The 22,539-nt window shown below is 55.2% G+C and carries 13 protein-coding genes, 1 tRNA gene and 3 rRNA genes; 3 read left to right on the top strand and 14 right to left on the bottom strand.

The window, feature by feature from the left end; genetic code table 11:
• Nucleotides 1-175 precede the first annotated feature (175 nt).
• On the top strand, nt 176-1,003 hold the full coding sequence (gene iclR, locus AC4IBF_RS20645) for a glyoxylate bypass operon transcriptional repressor IclR (protein WP_127729219.1): 828 nt from the start codon (nt 176-178) through the stop codon (nt 1,001-1,003).
• 37 nt (nt 1,004-1,040) lie between these two features.
• Here the strand turns inward: iclR and aceK are convergent, their stop codons facing one another.
• The 12 genes from aceK to pepQ form a co-directional block, all read right to left on the bottom strand.
• A complete protein-coding gene (gene aceK / locus AC4IBF_RS20650; protein ID WP_491463075.1) occupies nt 1,041-2,777 on the bottom strand; it encodes a bifunctional isocitrate dehydrogenase kinase/phosphatase in 1,737 nt (578 codons plus the stop codon).
• Between the two features lie 51 nt (nt 2,778-2,828).
• Nucleotides 2,829-4,133 carry an isocitrate lyase gene (gene aceA / locus AC4IBF_RS20655; protein WP_024906665.1) on the bottom strand — a complete coding sequence of 435 codons (1,305 nt, stop codon included), beginning with the start codon at nt 4,131-4,133 and terminating at the stop codon, nt 2,829-2,831.
• Nucleotides 4,134-4,164: 31 nt separating this feature from the next.
• Nucleotides 4,165-5,766 (bottom strand): malate synthase A, encoded by a 1,602-nt coding sequence (gene aceB, locus AC4IBF_RS20660; protein ID WP_133293562.1) that lies wholly within the window; start codon nt 5,764-5,766, stop codon nt 4,165-4,167.
• 270 nt (nt 5,767-6,036) lie between these two features.
• Nucleotides 6,037-6,966, bottom strand: coding sequence for a homoserine O-acetyltransferase MetA (metA, locus tag AC4IBF_RS20665; protein ID WP_133293561.1), 930 nt, complete (start codon nt 6,964-6,966; stop codon nt 6,037-6,039).
• A gap of 224 nt (nt 6,967-7,190) precedes the next feature.
• A 5S ribosomal RNA gene (rrf, locus tag AC4IBF_RS20670) occupies nt 7,191-7,306 on the bottom strand.
• Nucleotides 7,307-7,378: 72 nt separating this feature from the next.
• A 23S ribosomal RNA gene (locus tag AC4IBF_RS20675) occupies nt 7,379-10,284 on the bottom strand.
• A 183-nt stretch (nt 10,285-10,467) separates the two neighbouring features.
• A tRNA-Glu gene (locus AC4IBF_RS20680) sits at nt 10,468-10,543 on the bottom strand.
• Between the two features lie 85 nt (nt 10,544-10,628).
• Nucleotides 10,629-12,170: ribosomal RNA gene (locus AC4IBF_RS20685) — 16S ribosomal RNA — on the bottom strand.
• Together the 16S, 23S and 5S rRNA genes with 1 tRNA gene alongside form the textbook arrangement of a ribosomal RNA operon.
• Nucleotides 12,171-12,524: 354 nt before the next feature.
• Nucleotides 12,525-13,070, bottom strand: a complete 546-nt coding sequence (gene hemG / locus AC4IBF_RS20690; RefSeq protein WP_115877030.1) for a menaquinone-dependent protoporphyrinogen IX dehydrogenase — start codon at nt 13,068-13,070, stop codon at nt 12,525-12,527.
• 10 nt (nt 13,071-13,080) lie between these two features.
• Nucleotides 13,081-14,532 carry a Trk system potassium transporter TrkH gene (trkH, locus tag AC4IBF_RS20695; RefSeq protein WP_023309600.1) on the bottom strand — a complete coding sequence of 484 codons (1,452 nt, stop codon included), beginning with the start codon at nt 14,530-14,532 and terminating at the stop codon, nt 13,081-13,083.
• A gap of 39 nt (nt 14,533-14,571) precedes the next feature.
• Entirely contained in the window at nt 14,572-15,186 is a 615-nt protein-coding gene (locus AC4IBF_RS20700; protein WP_024908007.1) for an IMPACT family protein, read from the bottom strand.
• Nucleotides 15,186-16,517 (bottom strand): Xaa-Pro dipeptidase, encoded by a 1,332-nt coding sequence (gene pepQ / locus AC4IBF_RS20705; RefSeq protein ID WP_111963551.1) that lies wholly within the window; start codon nt 16,515-16,517, stop codon nt 15,186-15,188. Before pepQ ends, AC4IBF_RS20700 begins: the two co-directional genes overlap by 1 nt.
• A 189-nt stretch (nt 16,518-16,706) precedes the next feature.
• On the opposite strand from pepQ, the gene fadB reads away from it, so the two are divergent.
• Together fadB and fadA are read left to right on the top strand one after the other, a co-directional pair.
• Nucleotides 16,707-18,896, top strand: coding sequence for a fatty acid oxidation complex subunit alpha FadB (gene fadB / locus AC4IBF_RS20710; protein ID WP_136196053.1), 2,190 nt, complete (start codon nt 16,707-16,709; stop codon nt 18,894-18,896).
• A gap of 9 nt (nt 18,897-18,905) precedes the next feature.
• Nucleotides 18,906-20,069, top strand: coding sequence for an acetyl-CoA C-acyltransferase FadA (gene fadA, locus AC4IBF_RS20715; RefSeq protein WP_058690926.1), 1,164 nt, complete (start codon nt 18,906-18,908; stop codon nt 20,067-20,069).
• A 182-nt stretch (nt 20,070-20,251) separates the two neighbouring features.
• Here fadA and fre read toward each other — a convergent pair whose 3' ends face one another.
• Nucleotides 20,252-20,953: an NAD(P)H-flavin reductase gene (gene fre, locus AC4IBF_RS20720; protein ID WP_008501516.1), complete on the bottom strand. Its 702-nt coding sequence runs from the start codon at nt 20,951-20,953 to the stop codon at nt 20,252-20,254.
• Between the two features lie 42 nt (nt 20,954-20,995).
• The gene (gene ubiD, locus AC4IBF_RS20725) at nt 20,996-22,489 is read right to left on the bottom strand and encodes a 4-hydroxy-3-polyprenylbenzoate decarboxylase (protein ID WP_133295312.1); all 1,494 of its coding nucleotides are present in this window, start codon (nt 22,487-22,489) and stop codon (nt 20,996-20,998) included.
• Nucleotides 22,490-22,539 lie beyond the last annotated feature (50 nt).

A 22,539-nucleotide genomic window follows, 5' to 3' on the forward strand; every position in this document is an offset into this window, starting at 1 on the left:
TCAACAAGGCCAAAAGGCTGCGTTCCATACTGGCACAATCTCGCAGGGCGGAAAAGTCGCTCAGCGGTAACATGAGACATGTTCACCATCACTCCTCCGATCAGTCAGGATAACGGTTGCAAATTCACCAAATAAAACGAAAATGATTTCCACGATACAGAAAAAGGAGATCGTCATGGTCGCGACCGTTCCCGCTAAACGCGGCAGAAAACCTGCTGCTGCCACCACCGCACAACAGGGCGGACAGGTTCAATCGCTCACGCGCGGTTTGAAGCTGCTGGAGTGGATAGCCGAGTCGCACAGCAGCGTGGCCCTGACGGAGCTTGCCCAGCAGGCTGGCCTGCCGAACTCCACGACGCACCGTCTTCTGACCACCATGCAGCAGCTGGGCTTTGTCCGCCAGGTGGGCGAGCTGGGGCACTGGGCGGTGGGCGCGCATGCATTTATCGTTGGCAGCAGCTTCCTGCAGAGCCGCAACCTGCTGGCGATTGTTCACCCGATTCTGCGCAAGCTGATGGAGGACTCCGGCGAGACCGTAAACCTGGCGGTGCTGGACCAGAGCGACCATCAGGCGATTATCATCGACCAGGTGCAGTGCACGCAGCTGATGCGCATGTCCGCGCCGATTGGCGGCAAGCTGCCGATGCACGCCTCCGGCGCGGGAAAGGCATTTCTCTCGCAGCTGAGCGAAGAGCAGGTGACAGGCCTGCTGCACCGTAAAGGGCTACACGCCTATACCCACGCCACCCTGGTTTCGCCCGTGCATTTAAAAGAAGACCTTGCTCTGACCCGCAAGCGCGGCTATTCGTTTGATGATGAAGAACATGCTCTGGGCCTGCGCTGTATCGCAGCCTGTATTTTTGACGAGCACCGCGAGCCGTTTGCCGCCATCTCCATCTCCGGACCGATTTCGCGCATGACCGATGACCGGGTTACCGAGCTGGGCGCGCTGGTAATTAAGGCGGCGAAAGAGGTGACGCTGGCGTACGGTGGGATTCGTTAAGCATGCATTGCCGGGTGGCGGCTTCGCCATACCCGGCCTACATGATGCCCTCTGAAAACCTGATGCAAAACCGCTGCTTGCGCCGATATGCATACACATCTTCCACGTGCCCATTTTTGATCCGCGTTTGCAGCCCGCGCCAGTAGCTGGCGCGGAACAGATCGTCATGCATCTCTTCGAATAGCGGCCCGATGCGCGGGTCGGCGCACAGCCAGTGGCGAAACTCTTCGGGAAACACATCGCCCGGCAAAACGCTGTACCACGGCTCGCTGGAAAGCTCATCTTCCGGGTAGCGGGGCGGTGGGATATCGCGGAAGTTCACCTCGGTCATGTAGCAAATCTCGTCGTAATCGTAGAACACTACCCGTCCGTGACGGGTGACGCCGAAGTTTTTGAACAGCATATCGCCCGGGAAGATATTAGCGGCGGCAAGCTGGCGAATCGCGTTGCCGTACTCTTCAATCGCATCTCTTAAAGCCTGACCGTCGGACTGCTCCAGCCAGATATTCAGCGGCACCATGCGGCGTTCAATATAGAGATGGCTAATCACGATCTTGTCACCAAGATCGGTGATTTTGGCGGGCGCTTCCTGCAGTAAAAGTGCCATGAGTGCCGGATCGATCTGCTGCTTATCCAGCACAAAGTTTTCGAATTCCTGAGTATCCGCCATGCGCCCGACGCGGTCGTGCTCCTTAACCAGCTGGTAGCAGGCGCGGACGTGCGCGGCGGTCATCTCTTTCTGCGGCGCGAATCTGTCCTTAATCACCTTAAAGACCCGGTCGAAGCCCGGCAGCGTAAACACCAGCATCACCATGCCGCGAATGCCGGGCGCTTCGATAAACTGCTCATCAGCGGTAGTGACATAACGCAGGTATTCCCGGTAGCTTTCCGTTTTGGCATGCTTCTGGCAACCAATGGCCATATACAGCTCGGCGGTGGTTTTGCCCGGCAGGATCTCGCGCAGCCACTCCACCAGCGCGGCAGGCAGCGGAGCATAGACCATAAAATAGGAACGGGCGAAGCCAAACACGATGCTGGCCTCGGCGCTGGTGGTCAGACAGGTATCGACAAACAGTTCCCCACCGTCGGTGCGGTGAATGGGCAGCAGAAACGGCACGATGGCCGTAGGGGTAACCAGTTTACCCACCAGCCAGGCGGCTTTATTGCGGTAGAAAAGCTCGTTGGCAACCTGCAAATGGCTGTGGCTGAGCACCTCCGCGCCGAAGGTTTCGTTGAGATGCGCGTGGATATAACCAATATCCCGGGTTTTATTCTCCCAGGGCAGGCGCAGCGGCAAATCCGTTAGCACGCGGTGCAGGAGCTTTTCCCATCCGCGATCGGGAAAGAAATCTTTCGCCAGCGGACGCGGAATGGTACGAAAGCGCCGCTCGGGCTGGGAGCTGAAGATAAATAACCGCTCAGGAGATAATGAGCGGTGGTCAAATAACCGGCAATAGACGGAGTTGAAAAAGCTCTCCGCAATCTCGAAGCGCGGGTAGTCGGGTAACAGATGGGTGTAGTGCTCCTTCACGCGCAGTAAAAATCCCGCGTCCGGACTTTTACCGTCGGTAATACAGCGCAGCTGCTCCACCACCAGACCCACGTGGTGATCGTAGAGATGGATACGCTGCTTCATGGCCTGCTGAACCGCATGCCAGTCTGCGTGTTCGAAGCGCTGCTGCGCGCCGGAGGTCACTTCAAGAAAACGACCATACTGGGCATCGAAGCCCTGCAAAATAGTTTGGGCAATCAGTAATTCCAGGCCACGCGACATATATTCCCCCTCACCACCAGCCCTCTCCCCAGGGGGGAGAGGGGGAAAAGATTAGAACTGTGCTTCTTCCGTTGAACCCGTCAAGGCGGTGACGGAGGAGGTGCCGCCCTGAATAATCGTGGTCACATTATCAAAGTAGCCGGTGCCCACTTCCTGCTGGTGAGAGACGAAGGTGTAGCCATCTTTGCCCGCCGCAAACTCCGGCTGCTGCACCTTCTCAACGTAGTGCTTCATGCCCTCACCCTGCGCGTAGGCGTGCGCCAGGTCGAACATGTTGAACCACATGCTGTGGATACCGGCCAGGGTAATGAACTGGTATTTGTAGCCCATGTCGGACAGCTGCTGCTGGAAGCTGGCGATGGTTTTGTCATCCAGCTTTTTCTGCCAGTTGAAGGACGGCGAGCAGTTATAGGCCAGCAGTTTGCCCGGATACTTCGCATGAATGGCATCAGCAAAGCGTTTTGCCAGCGCCAGATCCGGCGTGGACGTTTCACACCAGACCAGATCCGCGTACGGCGCGTACGCCAGACCGCGGCTGATCGCCTGCTCGATACCCGCGTGGGTACGATAGAAACCTTCACTGGTACGCTCGCCGGTGATGAACTCGCTGTCGTACGGATCGCAGTCAGAGGTGATCAGGTCAGCCGCGTCCGCATCGGTACGGGCAATGACCAGCGTCGGCACGCCGAGCACGTCAGCAGCCAGACGCGCGGCAACCAGCTTCTGAACCGCTTCCTGTGTGGGAACCAGCACCTTACCGCCCATATGTCCGCACTTCTTCACTGACGCCAGCTGGTCTTCGAAGTGAACGGCCGCTGCACCGGCCTCAATCATCGATTTCATCAGCTCGAAGGCGTTCAGCACGCCGCCGAAGCCCGCTTCCGCATCCGCAACGATCGGCAGGAAGTAATCAATAAAGCGCGGATCGCCAGGTTCGATACCGGCAGCCCACTGGATCTGATCCGCACGACGGAAGGTGTTGTTGATCCGATCCACGACCGACGGCACGGAGTTAGCTGGATAGAGCGACTGATCCGGATACATGCTGGAGGCCAGGTTGGCGTCCGCCGCGACCTGCCAGCCGGAGAGGTAAATAGCCTCAATACCCGCCTTCGCCTGCTGCAGGGCCTGACCGCCGGTCAGCGCACCGAGGCTGTTGATGTAGCCTTTTTTGGAACCGCCGTGCAGCAGCTTCCACATTTTCGCCGCGCCATTTTGCGCCAGCGTGCATTCCGGATTGACCGAGCCGCGTAATTTCACCACTTCCTCAGCGCTGTAAGGACGGCGGATGCCTTCCCAGCGAGGTTGTGTCCACTCTTTCTTCAATTCTTCGATTTGTTGGGTACGGGTTTTCATGTGCAGATGCTCCATATTGTTATGTGGTGGATTACGCCAGGAAGCGGTAGCCCGGCAGGGTCAGGAAGTCGATTAAGTCATCTGATGTCGTGATTTGCTCCATCAGGCGCGCGGCGTCGTCAAAGCGTCCGCTGCTGAAGCGATGTTCGCCCAGCTCGTCCTGGATCACCCGCATCTCTTCGGCCAGCATCTGGCGGAACAGGGATTTGGTCACCGGCTTGCCGTTGCTGAGCGTTTTTTGATGGTGGATCCACTGCCAGATAGAGGTACGTGAGATCTCCGCCGTCGCGGCATCTTCCATCAGGCCGTAGATCGGTACGCAGCCGTTGCCGGAGATCCACGCTTCGATGTACTGCACCGCAACGCGAATATTGGCCCGCATCCCCTCTTCCGTCCGTTCGCCCGCGCACGGGGCCAGCAGCTGTTCTTCAGCCGTTGGGGCATCGTCTTCACGCGTGACAAACAGCTGGTTTTTGTTGTCACCGAGGACGCGGTTGAAGACCTCCATTGCCGTATCGGCCAGGCCGGGATGCGCAATCCACGTGCCGTCGTGACCGTTACGGGCTTCAAGCTCTTTATCGGCTTTCACCTTGTTGAGCACCTGATTGTTGCGCTCTGCGTCTTTGCTCGGGATAAAAGCCGCCATGCCGCCCATCGCAAAGGCGCCGCGCTTGTGGCAGGTTTTGATCAGCAGACGCGAGTAGGCGCTCAGGAACGGTTTATCCATGGTCACGACCTGGCGATCCGGCAGTACGCGATCGGGATAGTTTTTTAGGGTTTTGATGTAGCTGAAAATATAGTCCCAGCGTCCGCAGTTCAGACCGACAATGTGGTCACGCAGGGCGTGCAGAATTTCATTCATCTGGAATACGGCAGGCAGCGTTTCAATCAGCAGCGTGGCTTTGATGGTGCCGCGCGGCAGGTTGAAACGATCTTCCGCGTAGCTGAAGACCTCGCTCCACCAGGCTGCTTCCTGCCAGGCCTGCGTTTTAGGCAGATAGAAATACGGGCCGCTGCCCTTCGCCAGCAGGGCTTTATAGTTGTGGAAGAAATAGAGCGCGAAATCAAACAGGCTGCCCGGAATGGCTTCCCCACGCCAGGTGACATGTTTTTCAGGCAGGTGCAGGCCGCGCACGCGGCAGATCAGCACCGCCGGGTTCGGTTTGAGCTGGTAAATTTTACCGGCTTCGTTGGTATAGCTGATGGTGCCGTTCACGGCGTCGCGCAGGTTGATCTGCCCCTCGATGACCTTACGCCAGTCCGGCGCCAGGGAATCTTCAAAATCGGCCATGAAGACCTTAACGTTCGCGTTCATGGCGTTGATCACCATTTTGCGCTCTACCGGACCGGTGATCTCAACGCGGCGATCCTGTAAATCTTCAGGGATACCGCGGATTTTCCACTCGCCACGGCGAATGGAAGCGGTTTCCGAAATAAAACTAGGCAACTTGCCGTTATCAATTTCCTGCTGCTGATGAATGCGTGCCGCCAGCAGCTTATTACGCTGCGGCGTAAAGCGGGTCACCAGTTCAGTCAGAAATTCTACCGCTTCTGCCGTCAATACCTGCTGTTCTTGCTCACCATACGGCTGGGTAAAGGCCAGTTCATCGACCGTCGTTGCCTGTTGAGTCATTACTCTGCTCCTCATCAAAGATCCAAAATCACGCTCCCGATGCGAACGAAAGATCGTTGGGTAGTTTTCGCTCAGCAGAATTAAGACTATCTCTATTTCTTCTAAAATCAAAAACAATTTCCATTTTAATTATAAATTGAATTTAAATGATTGATTTTATTGAAATTAAAGTTTTAAAGAATGATGAGTGGAATTTCGGAAATAAAAAAGACACCCGAAGGTGCCTGATTTGAATAGCTGAAACGCTTTAGGATCGTTTAGTGCAGACGATTACTCCAGCGTTGGATTCATGTGACGCAGATCGTATGGTGTGATCTGGTAGACGTAATAGTTGAGCCAGTTAGTAAAAAGCAAATTCCCGTGGCTGCGCCAGGTCGCTCTCGGTTTGTTTTGTGGATCGTCCTTCGGGAAATAGTTGTACGGGACATCCGGGTTAAGACCCACTTCGACATCACGGAAATATTCTGCCGCAAGGGTGTGCGGATCGTACTCAGGATGTCCGGTCACAAAGGCAATGCGCTTATCTTTACTGGCAAACAGGTAAGCGTCCCCATCTTCCGTTTCAGCCAGAATCTCCAGATCGGTGTAATCACGAATCAGCTGGGCCGGGAAATCGGCGTAGCGAGAATGCGGGGCCAGGAAAGAATCATCGAAACCACGCGTCAGCAACGCATGTGGATGGAGAATGTGGTGTTCGTATACGCCGGAGAGCTTTTCAGTGCGGGTTTGCTTGGGGATGCCATAAAGAATATTCAGTGCGGCTTGTACCGCCCAACAGACAAACAGCGTGGACGTGACGTGATCTTTTGCCCACTCCAGAACCTGTTTGATCTGCGGCCAGTAAGCGACATCGTTAAATTCCACCAGGCCCAGCGGCGCGCCGGTCACAATCAGTCCGTCGAAATTTTCACCCTGAATGTCATCGAAGTTACAGTAGAAGTTGTTCAGATGCTCGGAAGGCGTGTTACGTGACTCACGGGCATCGATTCGCAGCAGCTGAATATCGACCTGCAGCGGGGAGTTCGACAGAAGACGCAGGAACTGGTTTTCTGTTTCGATCTTTTTTGGCATCAGATTGAGAATAAGCACCTTCAGCGGGCGAATTTCCTGACCTGTCGCACGTGAAGTCGTCATGACAAAGACATTTTCTTCACGCAAGAAATTGACGGCTGGTAGCTCGTCCTGCACCCGAATCGGCATAGCTTTATATCCTCACAGCATACGTATAAACGTTTAGACATCCAGATAGCTAACGATACCCAGAAACGGTTTGAATGTCGAGTCTGCAAGCGGAAGGTGAGAAAGTTTCAAGGAGAGAATGGTACGGTTTGATGCCCTCACCCCGTCTCTCTCCCACAGGGAGAGGGTGAAAAACAAAAGCAAAAAACCCCGCACCTTTCGGTACGGGGTTCTTCTATTTTGATGCCTGGCAGTTCCCTACTCTCACATGGGGAGACCCCACACTACCATCGGCGCTACGGCGTTTCACTTCTGAGTTCGGCATGGGGTCAGGTGGGACCACCGCGCTAAAGCCGCCAGGCAAATTCTGTTAATCTGTATCAGGCTGAAATTTGATTGTTCTGTCTCTTCGCCAAAACATCTTCGGCGTTGTAAGGTTAAGCCTCACGGTTCATTAGTATCGGTTAGCTCAACGCATCGCTGCGCTTACACACCCGACCTATCAACGTCGTCGTCTTCAACGTTCCTTCAGGAGACTTAAAGTCTCAGGGAGAACTCATCTCGGGGCAAGTTTCGTGCTTAGATGCTTTCAGCACTTATCTTTTCCGCATTTAGCTACCGGGCAGTGCCATTGGCATGACAACCCGAACACCAGTGATGCGTCCACTCCGGTCCTCTCGTACTAGGAGCAGCCCCCCTCAATTCTCCAGCGCCCACGGCAGATAGGGACCGAACTGTCTCACGACGTTCTAAACCCAGCTCGCGTACCACTTTAAATGGCGAACAGCCATACCCTTGGGACCTACTTCAGCCCCAGGATGTGATGAGCCGACATCGAGGTGCCAAACACCGCCGTCGATATGAACTCTTGGGCGGTATCAGCCTGTTATCCCCGGAGTACCTTTTATCCGTTGAGCGATGGCCCTTCCATTCAGAACCACCGGATCACTATGACCTGCTTTCGCACCTGCTCGAGCCGTCACTCTCGCAGTCAAGCTAGCTTATGCCATTGCACTAACCTCCTGATGTCCGACCAGGATTAGCTAACCTTCGTGCTCCTCCGTTACTCTTTGGGAGGAGACCGCCCCAGTCAAACTACCCACCAGACACTGTCCGCAACCCGGATCACGGGTCTACGTTAGAACACCAGCCATTAAAGGGTGGTATTTCAAGGACGGCTCCACGCAGACTGGCGTCCACGCTTCAAAGCCTCCCACCTATCCTACACATCAAGGACCAGTGTTCAGTGTCAAGCTATAGTAAAGGTTCACGGGGTCTTTCCGTCTTGCCGCGGGTACACTGCATCTTCACAGCGAGTTCAATTTCACTGAGTCTCGGGTGGAGACAGCCTGGCCATCATTACGCCATTCGTGCAGGTCGGAACTTACCCGACAAGGAATTTCGCTACCTTAGGACCGTTATAGTTACGGCCGCCGTTTACCGGGGCTTCGATCAAGAGCTTCGCGTTGCCGCTAACCCCATCAATTAACCTTCCGGCACCGGGCAGGCGTCACACCGTATACGTCCACTTTCGTGTTTGCACAGTGCTGTGTTTTTAATAAACAGTTGCAGCCAGCTGGTATCTTCGACTGATTTCAGCTCCACCCGCAGGGGCTTCACCTACATATCAGCGTGCCTTCTCCCGAAGTTACGGCACCATTTTGCCTAGTTCCTTCACCCGAGTTCTCTCAAGCGCCTTGGTATTCTCTACCTGACCACCTGTGTCGGTTTGGGGTACGATTTGATGTTACCTGATGCTTAGAGGCTTTTCCTGGAAGCAGGGCATTTGTTACTTCAGCACCGTAGTGCCTCGTCATCACACCTCAGCGTTAATAAGGTACCGGATTTACCTGGAACCTCCGCCTACATGCTTAAACCGGGACAACCGTCGCCCGGCTAACATAGCCTTCTCCGTCCCCCCTTCGCAGTAACACCAAGTACAGGAATATTAACCTGTTTCCCATCGACTACGCCTTTCGGCCTCGCCTTAGGGGTCGACTCACCCTGCCCCGATTAACGTTGGACAGGAACCCTTGGTCTTCCGGCGAGCGGGCTTTTCACCCGCTTTATCGTTACTTATGTCAGCATTCGCACTTCTGATACCTCCAGCAACCCTCACAGGCCACCTTCAACGGCTTACAGAACGCTCCCCTACCCAACAACGCATAAGCGTCGCTGCCGCAGCTTCGGTGCATGGTTTAGCCCCGTTACATCTTCCGCGCAGGCCGACTCGACCAGTGAGCTATTACGCTTTCTTTAAATGATGGCTGCTTCTAAGCCAACATCCTGGCTGTCTGTGCCTTCCCACATCGTTTCCCACTTAACCATGACTTTGGGACCTTAGCTGGCGGTCTGGGTTGTTTCCCTCTTCACGACGGACGTTAGCACCCGCCGTGTGTCTCCCGTGATAACATTCTTCGGTATTCGTAGTTTGCATCGGGTTGGTAAGCCGGGATGGCCCCCTAGCCGAAACAGTGCTCTACCCCCGAAGATGAGTTCACGAGGCGCTACCTAAATAGCTTTCGGGGAGAACCAGCTATCTCCCGGTTTGATTGGCCTTTCACCCCCAGCCACAAGTCATCCGCTAATTTTTCAACATTAGTCGGTTCGGTCCTCCAGTTAGTGTTACCCAACCTTCAACCTGCCCATGGCTAGATCACCGGGTTTCGGGTCTATACCCTGCAACTTAACGCCCAGTTAAGACTCGGTTTCCCTTCGGCTCCCCTATACGGTTAACCTTGCTACAGAATATAAGTCGCTGACCCATTATACAAAAGGTACGCAGTCACACCACGAAGGTGCTCCCACTGCTTGTACGTACACGGTTTCAGGTTCTTTTTCACTCCCCTCGCCGGGGTTCTTTTCGCCTTTCCCTCACGGTACTGGTTCACTATCGGTCAGTCAGGAGTATTTAGCCTTGGAGGATGGTCCCCCCATATTCAGACAGGATACCACGTGTCCCGCCCTACTCTTCGAGTTCACAGCCTGTGTGCTTTCGTGTACGGGACTGTCACCCTGTACCGTGCGACTTTCCAGACGCTTCCACTAACACACAAGCTGATTCAGACTCTGGGCTGCTCCCCGTTCGCTCGCCGCTACTGGGGGAATCTCGGTTGATTTCTTTTCCTCGGGGTACTTAGATGTTTCAGTTCCCCCGGTTCGCCTCGTTAACCTATGTATTCAGTTAACGATAGTGCAACGAATTGCACTGGGTTTCCCCATTCGGACATCGCCGGGTCAAAGGTTCATATCACCTCGCCGGCGCTTTTCGCAGATTAGCACGTCCTTCATCGCCTCTGACTGCCAGGGCATCCACCGTGTACGCTTAGTCGCTTAACCTCACAACCCGAAGATGTTTCACTTCTGATTGCGAAAATTTGAGAGACTCGAACACACCATTAAAGATGTGTCGTTTCAATTTTCAGCTTGATCCAGATTTTTAAAGAGCAAATATCTCAAACGTGACTCGTAAGTCAGTTTTGAGATATGACGGCAGGTGACTTTCACTCACGAACCAGCAAGTGGCGTCCCCTAGGGGATTCGAACCCCTGTTACCGCCGTGAAAGGGCGGTGTCCTGGGCCTCTAGACGAAGGGGACACTGAAGTCTCAATCGCAAGACGCCTTGCTATTTACTTTTCATCAGACAATCTGTGTGAGCACTACAAAGGCAGGTTCTTTAAGGTAAGGAGGTGATCCAACCGCAGGTTCCCCTACGGTTACCTTGTTACGACTTCACCCCAGTCATGAATCACAAAGTGGTAAGCGCCCTCCCGAAGGTTAAGCTACCTACTTCTTTTGCAACCCACTCCCATGGTGTGACGGGCGGTGTGTACAAGGCCCGGGAACGTATTCACCGTAGCATTCTGATCTACGATTACTAGCGATTCCGACTTCATGGAGTCGAGTTGCAGACTCCAATCCGGACTACGACGCACTTTATGAGGTCTGCTTGCTCTCGCGAGGTCGCTTCTCTTTGTATGCGCCATTGTAGCACGTGTGTAGCCCTACTCGTAAGGGCCATGATGACTTGACGTCATCCCCACCTTCCTCCAGTTTATCACTGGCAGTCTCCTTTGAGTTCCCGGCCTAACCGCTGGCAACAAAGGATAAGGGTTGCGCTCGTTGCGGGACTTAACCCAACATTTCACAACACGAGCTGACGACAGCCATGCAGCACCTGTCTCAGAGTTCCCGAAGGCACCAATCCATCTCTGGAAAGTTCTCTGGATGTCAAGAGTAGGTAAGGTTCTTCGCGTTGCATCGAATTAAACCACATGCTCCACCGCTTGTGCGGGCCCCCGTCAATTCATTTGAGTTTTAACCTTGCGGCCGTACTCCCCAGGCGGTCGACTTAACGCGTTAGCTCCGGAAGCCACGCCTCAAGGGCACAACCTCCAAGTCGACATCGTTTACGGCGTGGACTACCAGGGTATCTAATCCTGTTTGCTCCCCACGCTTTCGCACCTGAGCGTCAGTCTTTGTCCAGGGGGCCGCCTTCGCCACCGGTATTCCTCCAGATCTCTACGCATTTCACCGCTACACCTGGAATTCTACCCCCCTCTACAAGACTCTAGCCTGCCAGTTTCGAATGCAGTTCCCAGGTTGAGCCCGGGGATTTCACATCCGACTTGACAGACCGCCTGCGTGCGCTTTACGCCCAGTAATTCCGATTAACGCTTGCACCCTCCGTATTACCGCGGCTGCTGGCACGGAGTTAGCCGGTGCTTCTTCTGCGGGTAACGTCAATTGCTGAGGTTATTAACCTCAACACCTTCCTCCCCGCTGAAAGTACTTTACAACCCGAAGGCCTTCTTCATACACGCGGCATGGCTGCATCAGGCTTGCGCCCATTGTGCAATATTCCCCACTGCTGCCTCCCGTAGGAGTCTGGACCGTGTCTCAGTTCCAGTGTGGCTGGTCATCCTCTCAGACCAGCTAGGGATCGTCGCCTAGGTGAGCCGTTACCCCACCTACTAGCTAATCCCATCTGGGCACATCTGATGGCAAGAGGCCCGAAGGTCCCCCTCTTTGGTCTTGCGACGTTATGCGGTATTAGCTACCGTTTCCAGTAGTTATCCCCCTCCATCAGGCAGTTTCCCAGACATTACTCACCCGTCCGCCGCTCGCCGGCAAAGTAGCAAGCTACTTTCCGCTGCCGCTCGACTTGCATGTGTTAGGCCTGCCGCCAGCGTTCAATCTGAGCCATGATCAAACTCTTCAATTTAAGTTTGATGCTCGTGAATTAAACTTCGTAATGAATTACGCATGTTCACTCAGAGACTTGGTATTCATTTTTCGTCCGAGGACGTTAAGAATCCATGTCACTTTGAGTGCCCACACAGATTGTCTGATAAATTGTTAAAGAGCAGTGCCGCTTCGCTTTTCGCAGCGGCGCGGGGTGTGCATATTACGCTTTCCCGCTTCAGAGTCAAGCGTTTATTTACACTATTCTCTGCTAACCCGGCGGCGTGTGTGCCGTTGTTCCGTGTCAGTGGAGGCGCATTATAGGGAGTTATTCCGACGTGACAAGCACAAAATACAAAAAACTTATCGTTCGCTCACTTTTCAAGCTTAACGCTTATTTAAGTCGCGAATCGCCCGTTAAATGTGCGATTTCCCGAGCAAAACTAGCCACCTGCGACCAGTCGGTATAAACCACTTCTTTACGCGTATCGGTTTCACCTCCGGTCATCTTCATAATAAGACGGATCATAAAGCGGTCATACCAACGATAACGAGGGTAGCGCAGCGCGCCGGCAAAGACAGCGCAAAGGTCTGGCTGCCACGGCGAGCTGAGTAAAAACTTGCGCGTGTAGCTGTTAGTCTGCGGCGTACGCTTCTCTGCTTTACGTGCGACAAGATTTACCGAGTAAAACGCTCCGGGCAATTTATTGAGCACCGCGGTGTGCTTTTTCACAAAGCGATCCAGCGCCGGATGGAAATGCCCGTAACGAATTGACGCGCCAATTACCACGCGATCGTAATCCTGCCAGGCTATCTGATCCGCACGGTTCAGGTTTACCACATCCGAATATATCCCCAGCTCTTTAAGTTCAGATGCCAGATACGCGGCAATCTCACGCGTTTGCCCGTCTCGCGTAGAGAAAAGAATGAGTGTTTTCATCAACGGCTCCTTACTCGCGCCAGAATGTAGGGGTGAAGAGCACCAGCAGCGTAAAGACCTCAAGGCGACCAAACAGCATATTGGCGATGAGGATCCATTTCGCGACGGGGTTCATACTCGCAAAGTTATCCGCCACAACCCCCAGGCCAGGCCCGAGGTTATTCAATGTTGCCACCACGGACGCAAAGGCGGAGAAATCATCCACACCCGTCGCGATAATCGCCAGCATACTGACGATAAAGACCAGCGCATACGCCGAGAAGAATCCCCACACCGCTTCGAGGATACGCTCCGGCAGCGCGCGGTTCCCTAGCTTAATGCTGTAGACCGCGTTCGGGTGGACCAGACGCTTCAGCTCACGGTTGCCCTGCTTGAACAGAAGCAGAATACGAATCACCTTCAGGCCACCGCCCGTGGACCCCGCACAGCCCCCAATAAATGCAGAGCATAAAAGCAGCACCGGCAGGAACAGCGGCCAACGGGCGATACTGTCCGTGGTAAACCCGGCTGTCGTCGCCATCGATACCACCTGGAAGAACGCCTGATTTAGCGTGGTCAGCGCGGAGTTATAGACATCATGGAACCACAGCACCAGAGTACAGATGATCACCAGCGTAAGCTGGACCCCAATGAACATGCGGAACTCAGGGTCACGCCAGTACACCTTCAGGCTGCGCCCGCTCAGTAAAGAGAAGTGCAAACCGTAGTTACAGCCAGAGATCAGCAGGAAAATGGCAATGATAGTGTTAATCGTTGGGCTATCGAAGTAGCCCACGCTGGCATCGTGGGTAGAGAACCCGCCAATGGCAATTGTCGCGAAACTGTGTCCGATGGCGTCGAAAGCAGGCATCCCGGCAAACCATAGCGCCAGCGCACAGGCTACCGTCAGCAAGACATAAATCAGCCACAGGGTTTTCGCCGTCTCGGCAATACGCGGGCGCATCTTGTTATCTTTCAGAGGCCCGGGCATTTCGGCGCGATAGAGCTGCATGCCACCAACGCCCAGAATAGGGAGAATAGCCACTGCCAGAACGATGATCCCCATACCGCCGAACCACTGCAGCATCTGGCGATAAAAGAGAATGGCGTGGGGAAGTGAATCCAGCCCGACCAGCGTCGTCGCCCCAGTGGTTGTTAAACCTGAGAACGATTCAAAAAAGGCATCCGTGATGCTCAGATTAGGCTGTTCAGAGAAGATAAAGGGCAGCGAACCGACGCTCCCCAGCACCGTCCAGAACAGGACCACAATCAAAAATCCTTCGCGAGATTTCAGTTCACCTTTCTGACGACGGTTTGGCCACCACAGCAGCGAGCCAATCGCCAGCGCGACAAAGAAGGTCTGGGTGAATGCCCGCCCCGCACCGTCCCGGTAGATAAGCGCCACCAGTCCTGGGAGAATCATCGTCCCGGAAAAGAGTATGACCAGCAGTCCAACGATTCGGGTTATGGCACGAAAATGCATCTCTGCCGCTTCCTTTGGTATTCAAAAGTGAGGTGGGGATTATTCTTCAATCGGCAGCAATTGCAACGAACCACGACTAAAATCAGCCAGTTTTGCTGAAAAAGCAGCCAGTTCCGCCTGAGGAAGCGCCACGCGTAATTGCACCATTGCCTGATATTCGCTGTGTGCGATGACACCGTTAAACTGCCGCAGCAGCGCTTCAATACCCGATAGCTGGGCGTAATCGCATAATAAAGTATATTCGGTAAGCGGCGTTTTGCGGGTAGTGACCAGCATATTAAGCGCCTGCTGCACGCCCCCGCCATAGGCTTTTACCAGCCCACCGGTGCCTAACAAAATGCCGCCGTAGTAGCGCACCACCACGGCGGTTATTTCGCCCACGCCGCTGCCCATCAGCTGCGAAAGCATAGGCTTACCGGCCGTGCCCGCCGGTTCACCGTCGTCGGAAAACCCCAGCTGTTGTGAATCGTCCGGCGGCCCTGCTACCCACGCCACGCAGTGGTGGCGGGCGTCAGGATGCTCAGCCCGAACGGACTCGACAAACGCCTTTGCCGCCTCTACGCCGTCGGTATGCGCCAGCAGCGTAATAAAGCGGCTTTTCTTGATTTCCTCAACAAAGGTGACCGGTTCAGCCGGTATCAGCCAGCTTTCCATCAGGCCAGCTTCAGGTCTCGCGTCATGTTCTCGATACCGTTTTCATGAACCACAACGTTATCTTCGATGCGAATACCGCCAAACGGCTTCAGCGCGTCAATTTTTTCCCAGTTGAAGTGCTTGCTGAACTGGCCTTCACGCCACGGCGCCAGCAGGGATTCAATAAAGTAGATCCCCGGCTCAATCGTCAGCACCATACGCGGCTCCAGAATACGGGTGCAGCGCAGGTAAGGATATTTAGACGGTGCCGCCAGGTGCGTGCCGGTATCATCCTGCATAAAGCCCGCAACGTCGTGAACCTGCAGGCCCAGCGGGTGGCCGATACCGTGCGGCATGAATGGCCCGGTCAGATCGTTCTCAACCATCGCCTCTTCGCTCATGTCTTTCACAATCTGGTGCTTACGCAGCAGTTTAGCAATGCGCTGATGGAACTGAATGTGGTAATCCACATAGCTGGTTCCCGCCTTCATGGTGCCAATAAGCGCCAGCTGTTCATCGTTCACGTCTTTAATAAGCTGCGCGAAATCGGTATCCGCATTCGCCGCCCAGGTACGGGTCAGATCGGCCGCGTAGCCGTTATATTCTGCCCCTGCGTCCAGCAGGAAGCTGCGCATTTCCGACGGAACATGGTGATCCAGTTTGGTGTAGTGGAGTACAGACGCGTGCTCATTCAGCGCGACGATGTTGCTGTACGGCACGTCGGTATCACGGTGGCCTGTCGCGGTCAGATAAGCCTGATTGATGTCGAACTCGCTCATACCCGACTGGAATGCTTCATGCGCCGCACGGTGACCGTTCACCGCCGTTTTTTGCGCTTCACGCATGCAGTAAAGTTCGTAGTCGGTTTTATACGCGCGGTAATAGTGGAGGTAATCCAGCACCCCTTTCGGGTTGAGTTTGTCTGCCGCAATATCCAGGCCCAATGCACGCTCCGGAACAGGGCCAATATAAGCGATGTTACCACGCGCGGCAGGCAGCTGGCTGCCAATGCCGTCCGCTTTTGGCAGCGCAATGACCTCAATTTCTTCCGTCCAGAAAGAGGTCGGCAGCGGCTCAACGTTGTGCCAGTAATCGACCGGCAGGTAGAACCACAGTTTCGGCTTGTTCACACCATCTACCAGCAGCCAGCAGTTGGGAACCTGCGTCACCGGCACCCAGGCCTTAAACTGTGGGTTCACCTTAAACGGATAGGCGTGGTCATCCAGAAAGGTATTCATTAGCTCGCCGGAGTGGATCAGCAGCGCATCCAGCTTAAAGCGGGCCAGTACATCGCGGGTACGTTCCTGTAGGGTAACGATATGATTTTTATAAAGCGAAGCCAGTGAGTCCATCATTATTCCTTTCGTTTTTTGACCTCAAGTCATCGCATCTTAGCACACCTCACTCCGGCTGCGTGATTTCCACCGACCGTGATCAATGCAGCATTTTCTTAATGAGTAATTTGCATTTTATTAACATAAATCCCACACTCCGATTCATCTGGTATGACCAGATCCAATTGCTGGATTCAGGAGACTGACATGCTCTACAAAGGCGACACCCTGTACCTCAACTGGCTGGAAGATGGCATTGCCGAACTGGTGTTCGATGCCCCCGGCTCAGTGAACAAGCTTGATACCGCGACGGTGGCCAGTCTTGGCCAGGCGCTGGATGTTCTTGAAAAACAACCTGAATTAAAAGGGCTGCTGCTGCGTTCGAACAAAGCGGCCTTTATCGTCGGTGCCGATATCACCGAGTTCCTTTCGCTATTCCTGGTTCCGGAAGAACAGTTGAGCCAGTGGCTGCACTTTGCCAACAGCGTCTTTAATCGTCTGGAAGATCTGCCTGTCCCGACCATTTCCGCCGTTAACGGTTATGCGCTGGGCGGTGGCTGCGAATGCGTGCTGGCGACCGACTACCGCCTGGCGACGCCGGACCTGCGCATCGGCCTGCCGGAAACCAAGCTGGGCATCATGCCGGGCTTTGGCGGCTCCGTGCGTATGCCGCGCATGCTGGGTGCCGACAGCGCCCTGGAGATCATTGCCGCAGGTAAAGATGTCGGCGCCGAACAGGCGCAGAAAATTGGCCTGGTCGACGGCGTTGTAAAACCTGAGAAGCTGGTTGAAGGCGCACTCGCCATTCTGCGTCAGGCAATCAACGGCGATCTCGACTGGAGAGCCAAACGTCAGCCGAAGCTGGAACCGTTAAAACTCAGCAAGATTGAAGCCACCATGAGCTTCACTATCGCCAAAGGCATGGTGATGCAGACGGCGGGTAAACACTACCCGGCGCCGATCACGGCGGTGAAAACCATTGAAGCGGCTGCCCGCCTTGGTCGCGATGAAGCGCTGAAGCTCGAAAATCAGAGCTTTGTCCCGCTGGCGCACACCAATGAAGCTCGCGCGCTGGTCGGTATCTTCCTCAACGATCAGTTCGTAAAAGGGAAAGCCAAACAGCTGACTAAAAACGTTGAGACGCCAAAACATGCGGCAGTACTTGGCGCGGGGATTATGGGTGGCGGCATCGCTTACCAGTCAGCCTGGAAAGGCGTGCCGGTGGTGATGAAAGACATCAACGAGAAATCCCTGACGCTGGGCATGACCGAAGCGGCCAAGCTGCTGAATAAACAGCTTGAGCACGGGAAAATTGACGGTCTGAAGCTTGCAGACGTGATCTCCACCATTCAGCCCGTGCTGGAATACAGCGGTTTCGACCGTGTCGACGTGGTGGTCGAAGCCGTCGTCGAGAACCCGAAGGTTAAAAAAGCGGTGCTGGCGGAAACGGAAGACAAGGTTCGCCCGGATACCGTACTGGCCTCTAACACCTCCACCATTCCAATCAGCGAACTGGCGAGCGTGCTGAAGCGTCCGGAAAACTTCTGCGGCATGCACTTCTTCAACCCGGTACACCGTATGCCGCTGGTCGAAGTGATCCGTGGGGAAAAAACCTCTGACGACACCATCGCCAAGGTGGTGGCCTGGGCCAGCAAGATGGGCAAAACGCCGATCGTCGTTAACGATTGTCCGGGCTTCTTCGTCAACCGCGTGCTGTTCCCTTATTTCGCCGGTTTTAGCCAGCTGCTGCGCGACGGCGCGGACTTCCGCAAAATCGACAAAGTGATGGAAAAACAGTTCGGCTGGCCGATGGGACCGGCATATCTGCTGGACGTTGTGGGCATTGATACCGCCCACCACGCCCAGGCGGTAATGGCGGCAGGCTTCCCGCAGCGCATGCAGAAAGACTATCGCGACGCGATTGACGCGCTGTTCGACGCTAACCGCTTCGGTCAGAAAAACGGTCTAGGCTTCTGGCGCTATAAAGAAGACAGTAAGGGCAAACCGAAGAAAGAAGAAGACGCGGCGGTGGATAGCCTGCTGGCCGATGTCAGTCAGCCGAAACGCGACTTCACCGACGATGAGATCATCGCCCGCATGATGATTCCGATGATCAACGAAGTGGTGCGTTGCCTCGAAGAAGGCATTATCGCCAGCCCGGCGGAAGCGGATATGGCGCTGGTATACGGCCTGGGCTTCCCTCCGTTCCACGGCGGCGCGTTCCGCTGGCTGGACACGCTCGGCAGCGCTCGCTATCTCGATATGGCTCAGCAATATCAGCACCTTGGCCCGCTTTATGAGGTGCCGGAAGGTCTGCGTAACAAAGCGCGCCATAACGAACCCTACTATCCCGCAGTTGAGCCAGCCCGTCCGGTTGGCGAGCTGAAAACGGCTTAAGGAGTCACAATGGAAAAGGTTGTCATTGTTGATGCGATTCGCACCCCGATGGGCCGTTCAAAAGGCGGCGCGTTCCGTAACGTGCGTGCGGAAGACCTCTCCGCGCACCTGATGCGTAGCCTGCTGGCGCGTAACCCGGCGCTGGATCCGGCTACGCTGGACGATATCTACTGGGGCTGCGTGCAGCAGACCCTGGAGCAGGGCTTCAACATCGCCCGCAACGCGTCGCTGCTGGCGGAAATCCCGCATTCGGTTCCGGCCGTCACCGTTAACCGCCTGTGCGGTTCATCAATGCAGGCGCTGCACGACGCGGCACGCATGATCATGACCGGTGATGCGCAGGCCTGCCTGGTGGGCGGCGTCGAGCACATGGGGCACGTGCCGATGAGCCACGGGGTCGATTTCCACCCGGGGATGAGCCGCAACGTGGCGAAAGCCGCGGGGATGATGGGTCTGACCGCCGAGATGCTCTCCCGCCTGCACGGCATCAGCCGCGAAATGCAGGATGCCTTTGCCGCGCGCTCTCACGCTCGCGCCTGGGCCGCCACGCAGTCCGGCGCCTTTAAGAATGAGATCATCCCGACCGGCGGCCACGATGCAGACGGCGTTCTGAAGCAGTTCAGCTACGACGAAGTCATCCGCCCGGAAACCACCGTCGAAGCGCTTTCCACGCTGCGTCCGGCGTTTGACCCCGTCACCGGTACGGTCACAGCAGGGACCTCGTCGGCGCTGTCAGACGGCGCCGCCGCGATGCTGGTGATGAGCGAAAGCCGCGCCCGCGAGCTGGGATTAACGCCTCGCGCTCGGGTACGCTCGATGGCGGTCGTGGGCTGCGATCCGTCGATCATGGGCTACGGCCCGGTTCCGGCTTCTAAGCTAGCGCTGAAAAAAGCGGGATTAACCGCCAGCGACATCGACCTGTTTGAGATGAACGAAGCGTTCGCCGCGCAGATCCTGCCGTGCATTAAGGATCTGGGGCTGATGGAGCAGATCGACGAGAAGATTAACCTCAACGGCGGCGCGATCGCCCTCGGTCACCCGCTGGGCTGCTCCGGGGCGCGTATCAGCACGACGCTGATCAACCTGATGGAACGCAAAGATGCCCAGTTTGGTCTGGCAACGATGTGTATTGGGCTGGGTCAGGGTATCGCGACGGTGTTTGAGAGAGTGTAAATTAGGAAAAGTATCTCAAAGCCAATGGCGTCAGAACAAGGCGGCAAGCGAGCGAATCCCGATGAGCTTACTTAAGTAAGTGATTCGGGTGAACGAGCGCAGCCAACGCAGTTATGGCGTCATTGGCGAAGAGAGACAGTTTAGTTGCCGTTCTTCCCGCCTGTCAGGGGCGGGTTTTTTACTTAAATGAAGGCAAACGCATCGCCAAACAGGCGGTCTTCACGCGCGTCACGTTCGTTACAGAACAGGTCACGGGCAATTTTCGCCATCTCAAAACGGCCAGCGATATAGATATCGTGTCCTGCCAGCGTGCCGTGATCCTGCAGCACCGCCGTCAGCACCGTCCCGCTACGCCCGCGCCAGCCCTCTTCCGGCTGCTCAACCACCGGCTCAATGCGCAGGTTAGGATGGGTGACGCTCAGCGCTTCCAGTTCAGACAGGTCATACAGGTGTTTCTCTTCACGGCCACCCCAGTAAATGGTGATGTCACGGTCCGGGTTACGCGCCAGGGCGGTTAACAGAATGGATCGCACGTAGGAGAAGCCTGTACCACCGGCAATCAGGATCAGCGGACGGTCTTCGTCATCGCGCAGCCACGCATCGCCGTGCGGAATATCCACCACGATTTCACGTTCCTTCAGGATCCGATCCATCACCGCCATTGCATACAGGTTAAGCTCTGACGCACCAATATGAAGCTCAATAAATTCCTGCTCCGCTGGCGTGGAGGCCATGGAGAAAGGACGCTTATCACGCTCATCCATCACAACCATCAGGTACTGACCCGCGCGGAAAGAGAATGGCGCTTCTGGCACTAAACGGACGCGATATACGGTGTCGGTGATGGCATCTACCGAGGTCACTTTACAGCTTAAGGTTGTCATTCGCTCTCTCTGTCGGGAAGTCTATAGGGCTTAACGGTCAGCTCACGGTTTACCGTTATTCATTATGGCCAGCTCGTCCCAGATCGCGTCAATGCGCGCGGTCACAGCAGGATCTTTTTTGATCGGGCGACCCCATTCACGGTCGGTTTCGCCAGGCCATTTATTTGTGGCATCCAGTCCCATCTTTGAGCCAAGACCGGAAACCGGCGAGGCAAAATCCAGATAATCAATCGGCGTGTTTTCGACTAACACGGTATCGCGCGCCGGGTCCATTCGCGTGGTAATGGCCCAGATTACGTCATTCCAGTCGCGGGCGTTAACGTCATCATCGCAGACAATAACAAATTTGGTATACATAAACTGGCGCAGGAAAGACCACACGCCCATCATCACGCGTTTCGCGTGACCAGGATACTGCTTCTTCATCGTGACCACCGCCATGCGATACGAGCATCCTTCAGGCGGCAGATAAAAATCAACAATTTCCGGGAACTGCTTTTGCAGAATCGGCACAAACACTTCGTTCAGCGCCACGCCCAGTACCGCGGGTTCATCCGGTGGACGCCCGGTATACGTGGAGTGATAAATCGCATCTTCACGCTGCGTAATGTGCGTTACGGTGAACACCGGGAAGTTATCCACTTCGTTGTAATAGCCGGTGTGGTCGCCGTAAGGGCCTTCTGGCGCCATTTCACCCGGTTCAATGTAACCTTCCAGCACAATTTCTGCACTGGCCGGGACTTCGAGATCGTTAGAGATACACTTCACAACTTCCGTTTTCGTCCCGCGCAGAAGGCCTGCAAAGGCATATTCCGAGAGCGTATCCGGTACGGGCGTGACGGCCCCCAGAATGGTGGCCGGATCGGCGCCCAGGGCGACAGATACCGGGAAACGTTCACCCGGGTGTGCAGCACACCACTCCTGAAAATCCAGCGCGCCGCCGCGATGCGACAGCCAGCGCATGATGAGCTTATTCTTGCCAATCAACTGCTGGCGGTAAATACCAAGATTCTGGCGTTCTTTGTGCGGGCCACGCGTGACGGTCAGTCCCCAGGTGATCAGCGGCGCAGCATCTTCCGGCCAGCACTGCATGATAGGGATTTTAGTCAAATCAACCGCATCGCCTTCCAGCACCTTCTGCTGGCACGGCGCGCCGCGCAGGCGTTTGGTGGGCATGTTCAGCACCTGCTTAAACTGCGGCAGTTTGTCGAACAGATCGCGGAAGCCTTTCGGCGGCTCCGGCTCTTTCAGGAAGGCCAGCAGCTTACCGACTTCACGCAGCGCCGTGACGTCTTCCTGCCCCATCCCCAGTGCGACGCGACGCGGTGTACCAAACAGGTTGCACAGAACCGGCATTGAGTAACCTTTTGGATTTTCAAACAGTAATGCGGGGCCACCGGCACGCAGGGTGCGGTCAGCAATTTCTGTCATCTCCAGATAAGGATCAACAGGAAGTGTAATACGCTTGAGTTCACCCTGCTTTTCCAGCAGCGTCAGGAAGTCGCGGAGATCGTGGTATTTCATGCAGTTAATCATGGCCTCTCTGTAAGCGCTTCATTATACGGCGTAAGCCTGCTTGATGCTGT

This window comes from Enterobacter sp. Taxon_8 (genome assembly GCF_058354585.1).

Bases quoted from the DNA above. Each gene is read 5' to 3' on its own strand.
- metA (WP_133293561.1), bottom strand. From the start codon at position 6,966: ATGCCGATTCGGGTGCAGGACGAGCTACCAGCCGTCAATTTCTTGCGT.
- fadB (WP_136196053.1), top strand. From the start codon at position 16,707: ATGCTCTACAAAGGCGACACCCTGTACCTCAACTGGCTGGAAGATGGC.
- fre (WP_008501516.1), bottom strand. From the start codon at position 20,953: ATGACAACCTTAAGCTGTAAAGTGACCTCGGTAGATGCCATCACCGAC.
- aceK (WP_491463075.1), bottom strand. From the start codon at position 2,777: ATGTCGCGTGGCCTGGAATTACTGATTGCCCAAACTATTTTGCAGGGC.
- trkH (WP_023309600.1), bottom strand. From the start codon at position 14,532: ATGCATTTTCGTGCCATAACCCGAATCGTTGGACTGCTGGTCATACTC.
- iclR (WP_127729219.1), top strand. From the start codon at position 176: ATGGTCGCGACCGTTCCCGCTAAACGCGGCAGAAAACCTGCTGCTGCC.
- AC4IBF_RS20700 (WP_024908007.1), bottom strand. From the start codon at position 15,186: ATGGAAAGCTGGCTGATACCGGCTGAACCGGTCACCTTTGTTGAGGAA.
- aceA (WP_024906665.1), bottom strand. From the start codon at position 4,133: ATGAAAACCCGTACCCAACAAATCGAAGAATTGAAGAAAGAGTGGACA.
- fadA (WP_058690926.1), top strand. From the start codon at position 18,906: ATGGAAAAGGTTGTCATTGTTGATGCGATTCGCACCCCGATGGGCCGT.
- ubiD (WP_133295312.1), bottom strand. From the start codon at position 22,489: ATGATTAACTGCATGAAATACCACGATCTCCGCGACTTCCTGACGCTG.
- aceB (WP_133293562.1), bottom strand. From the start codon at position 5,766: ATGACTCAACAGGCAACGACGGTCGATGAACTGGCCTTTACCCAGCCG.
- hemG (WP_115877030.1), bottom strand. From the start codon at position 13,070: ATGAAAACACTCATTCTTTTCTCTACGCGAGACGGGCAAACGCGTGAG.
- pepQ (WP_111963551.1), bottom strand. From the start codon at position 16,517: ATGGACTCACTGGCTTCGCTTTATAAAAATCATATCGTTACCCTACAG.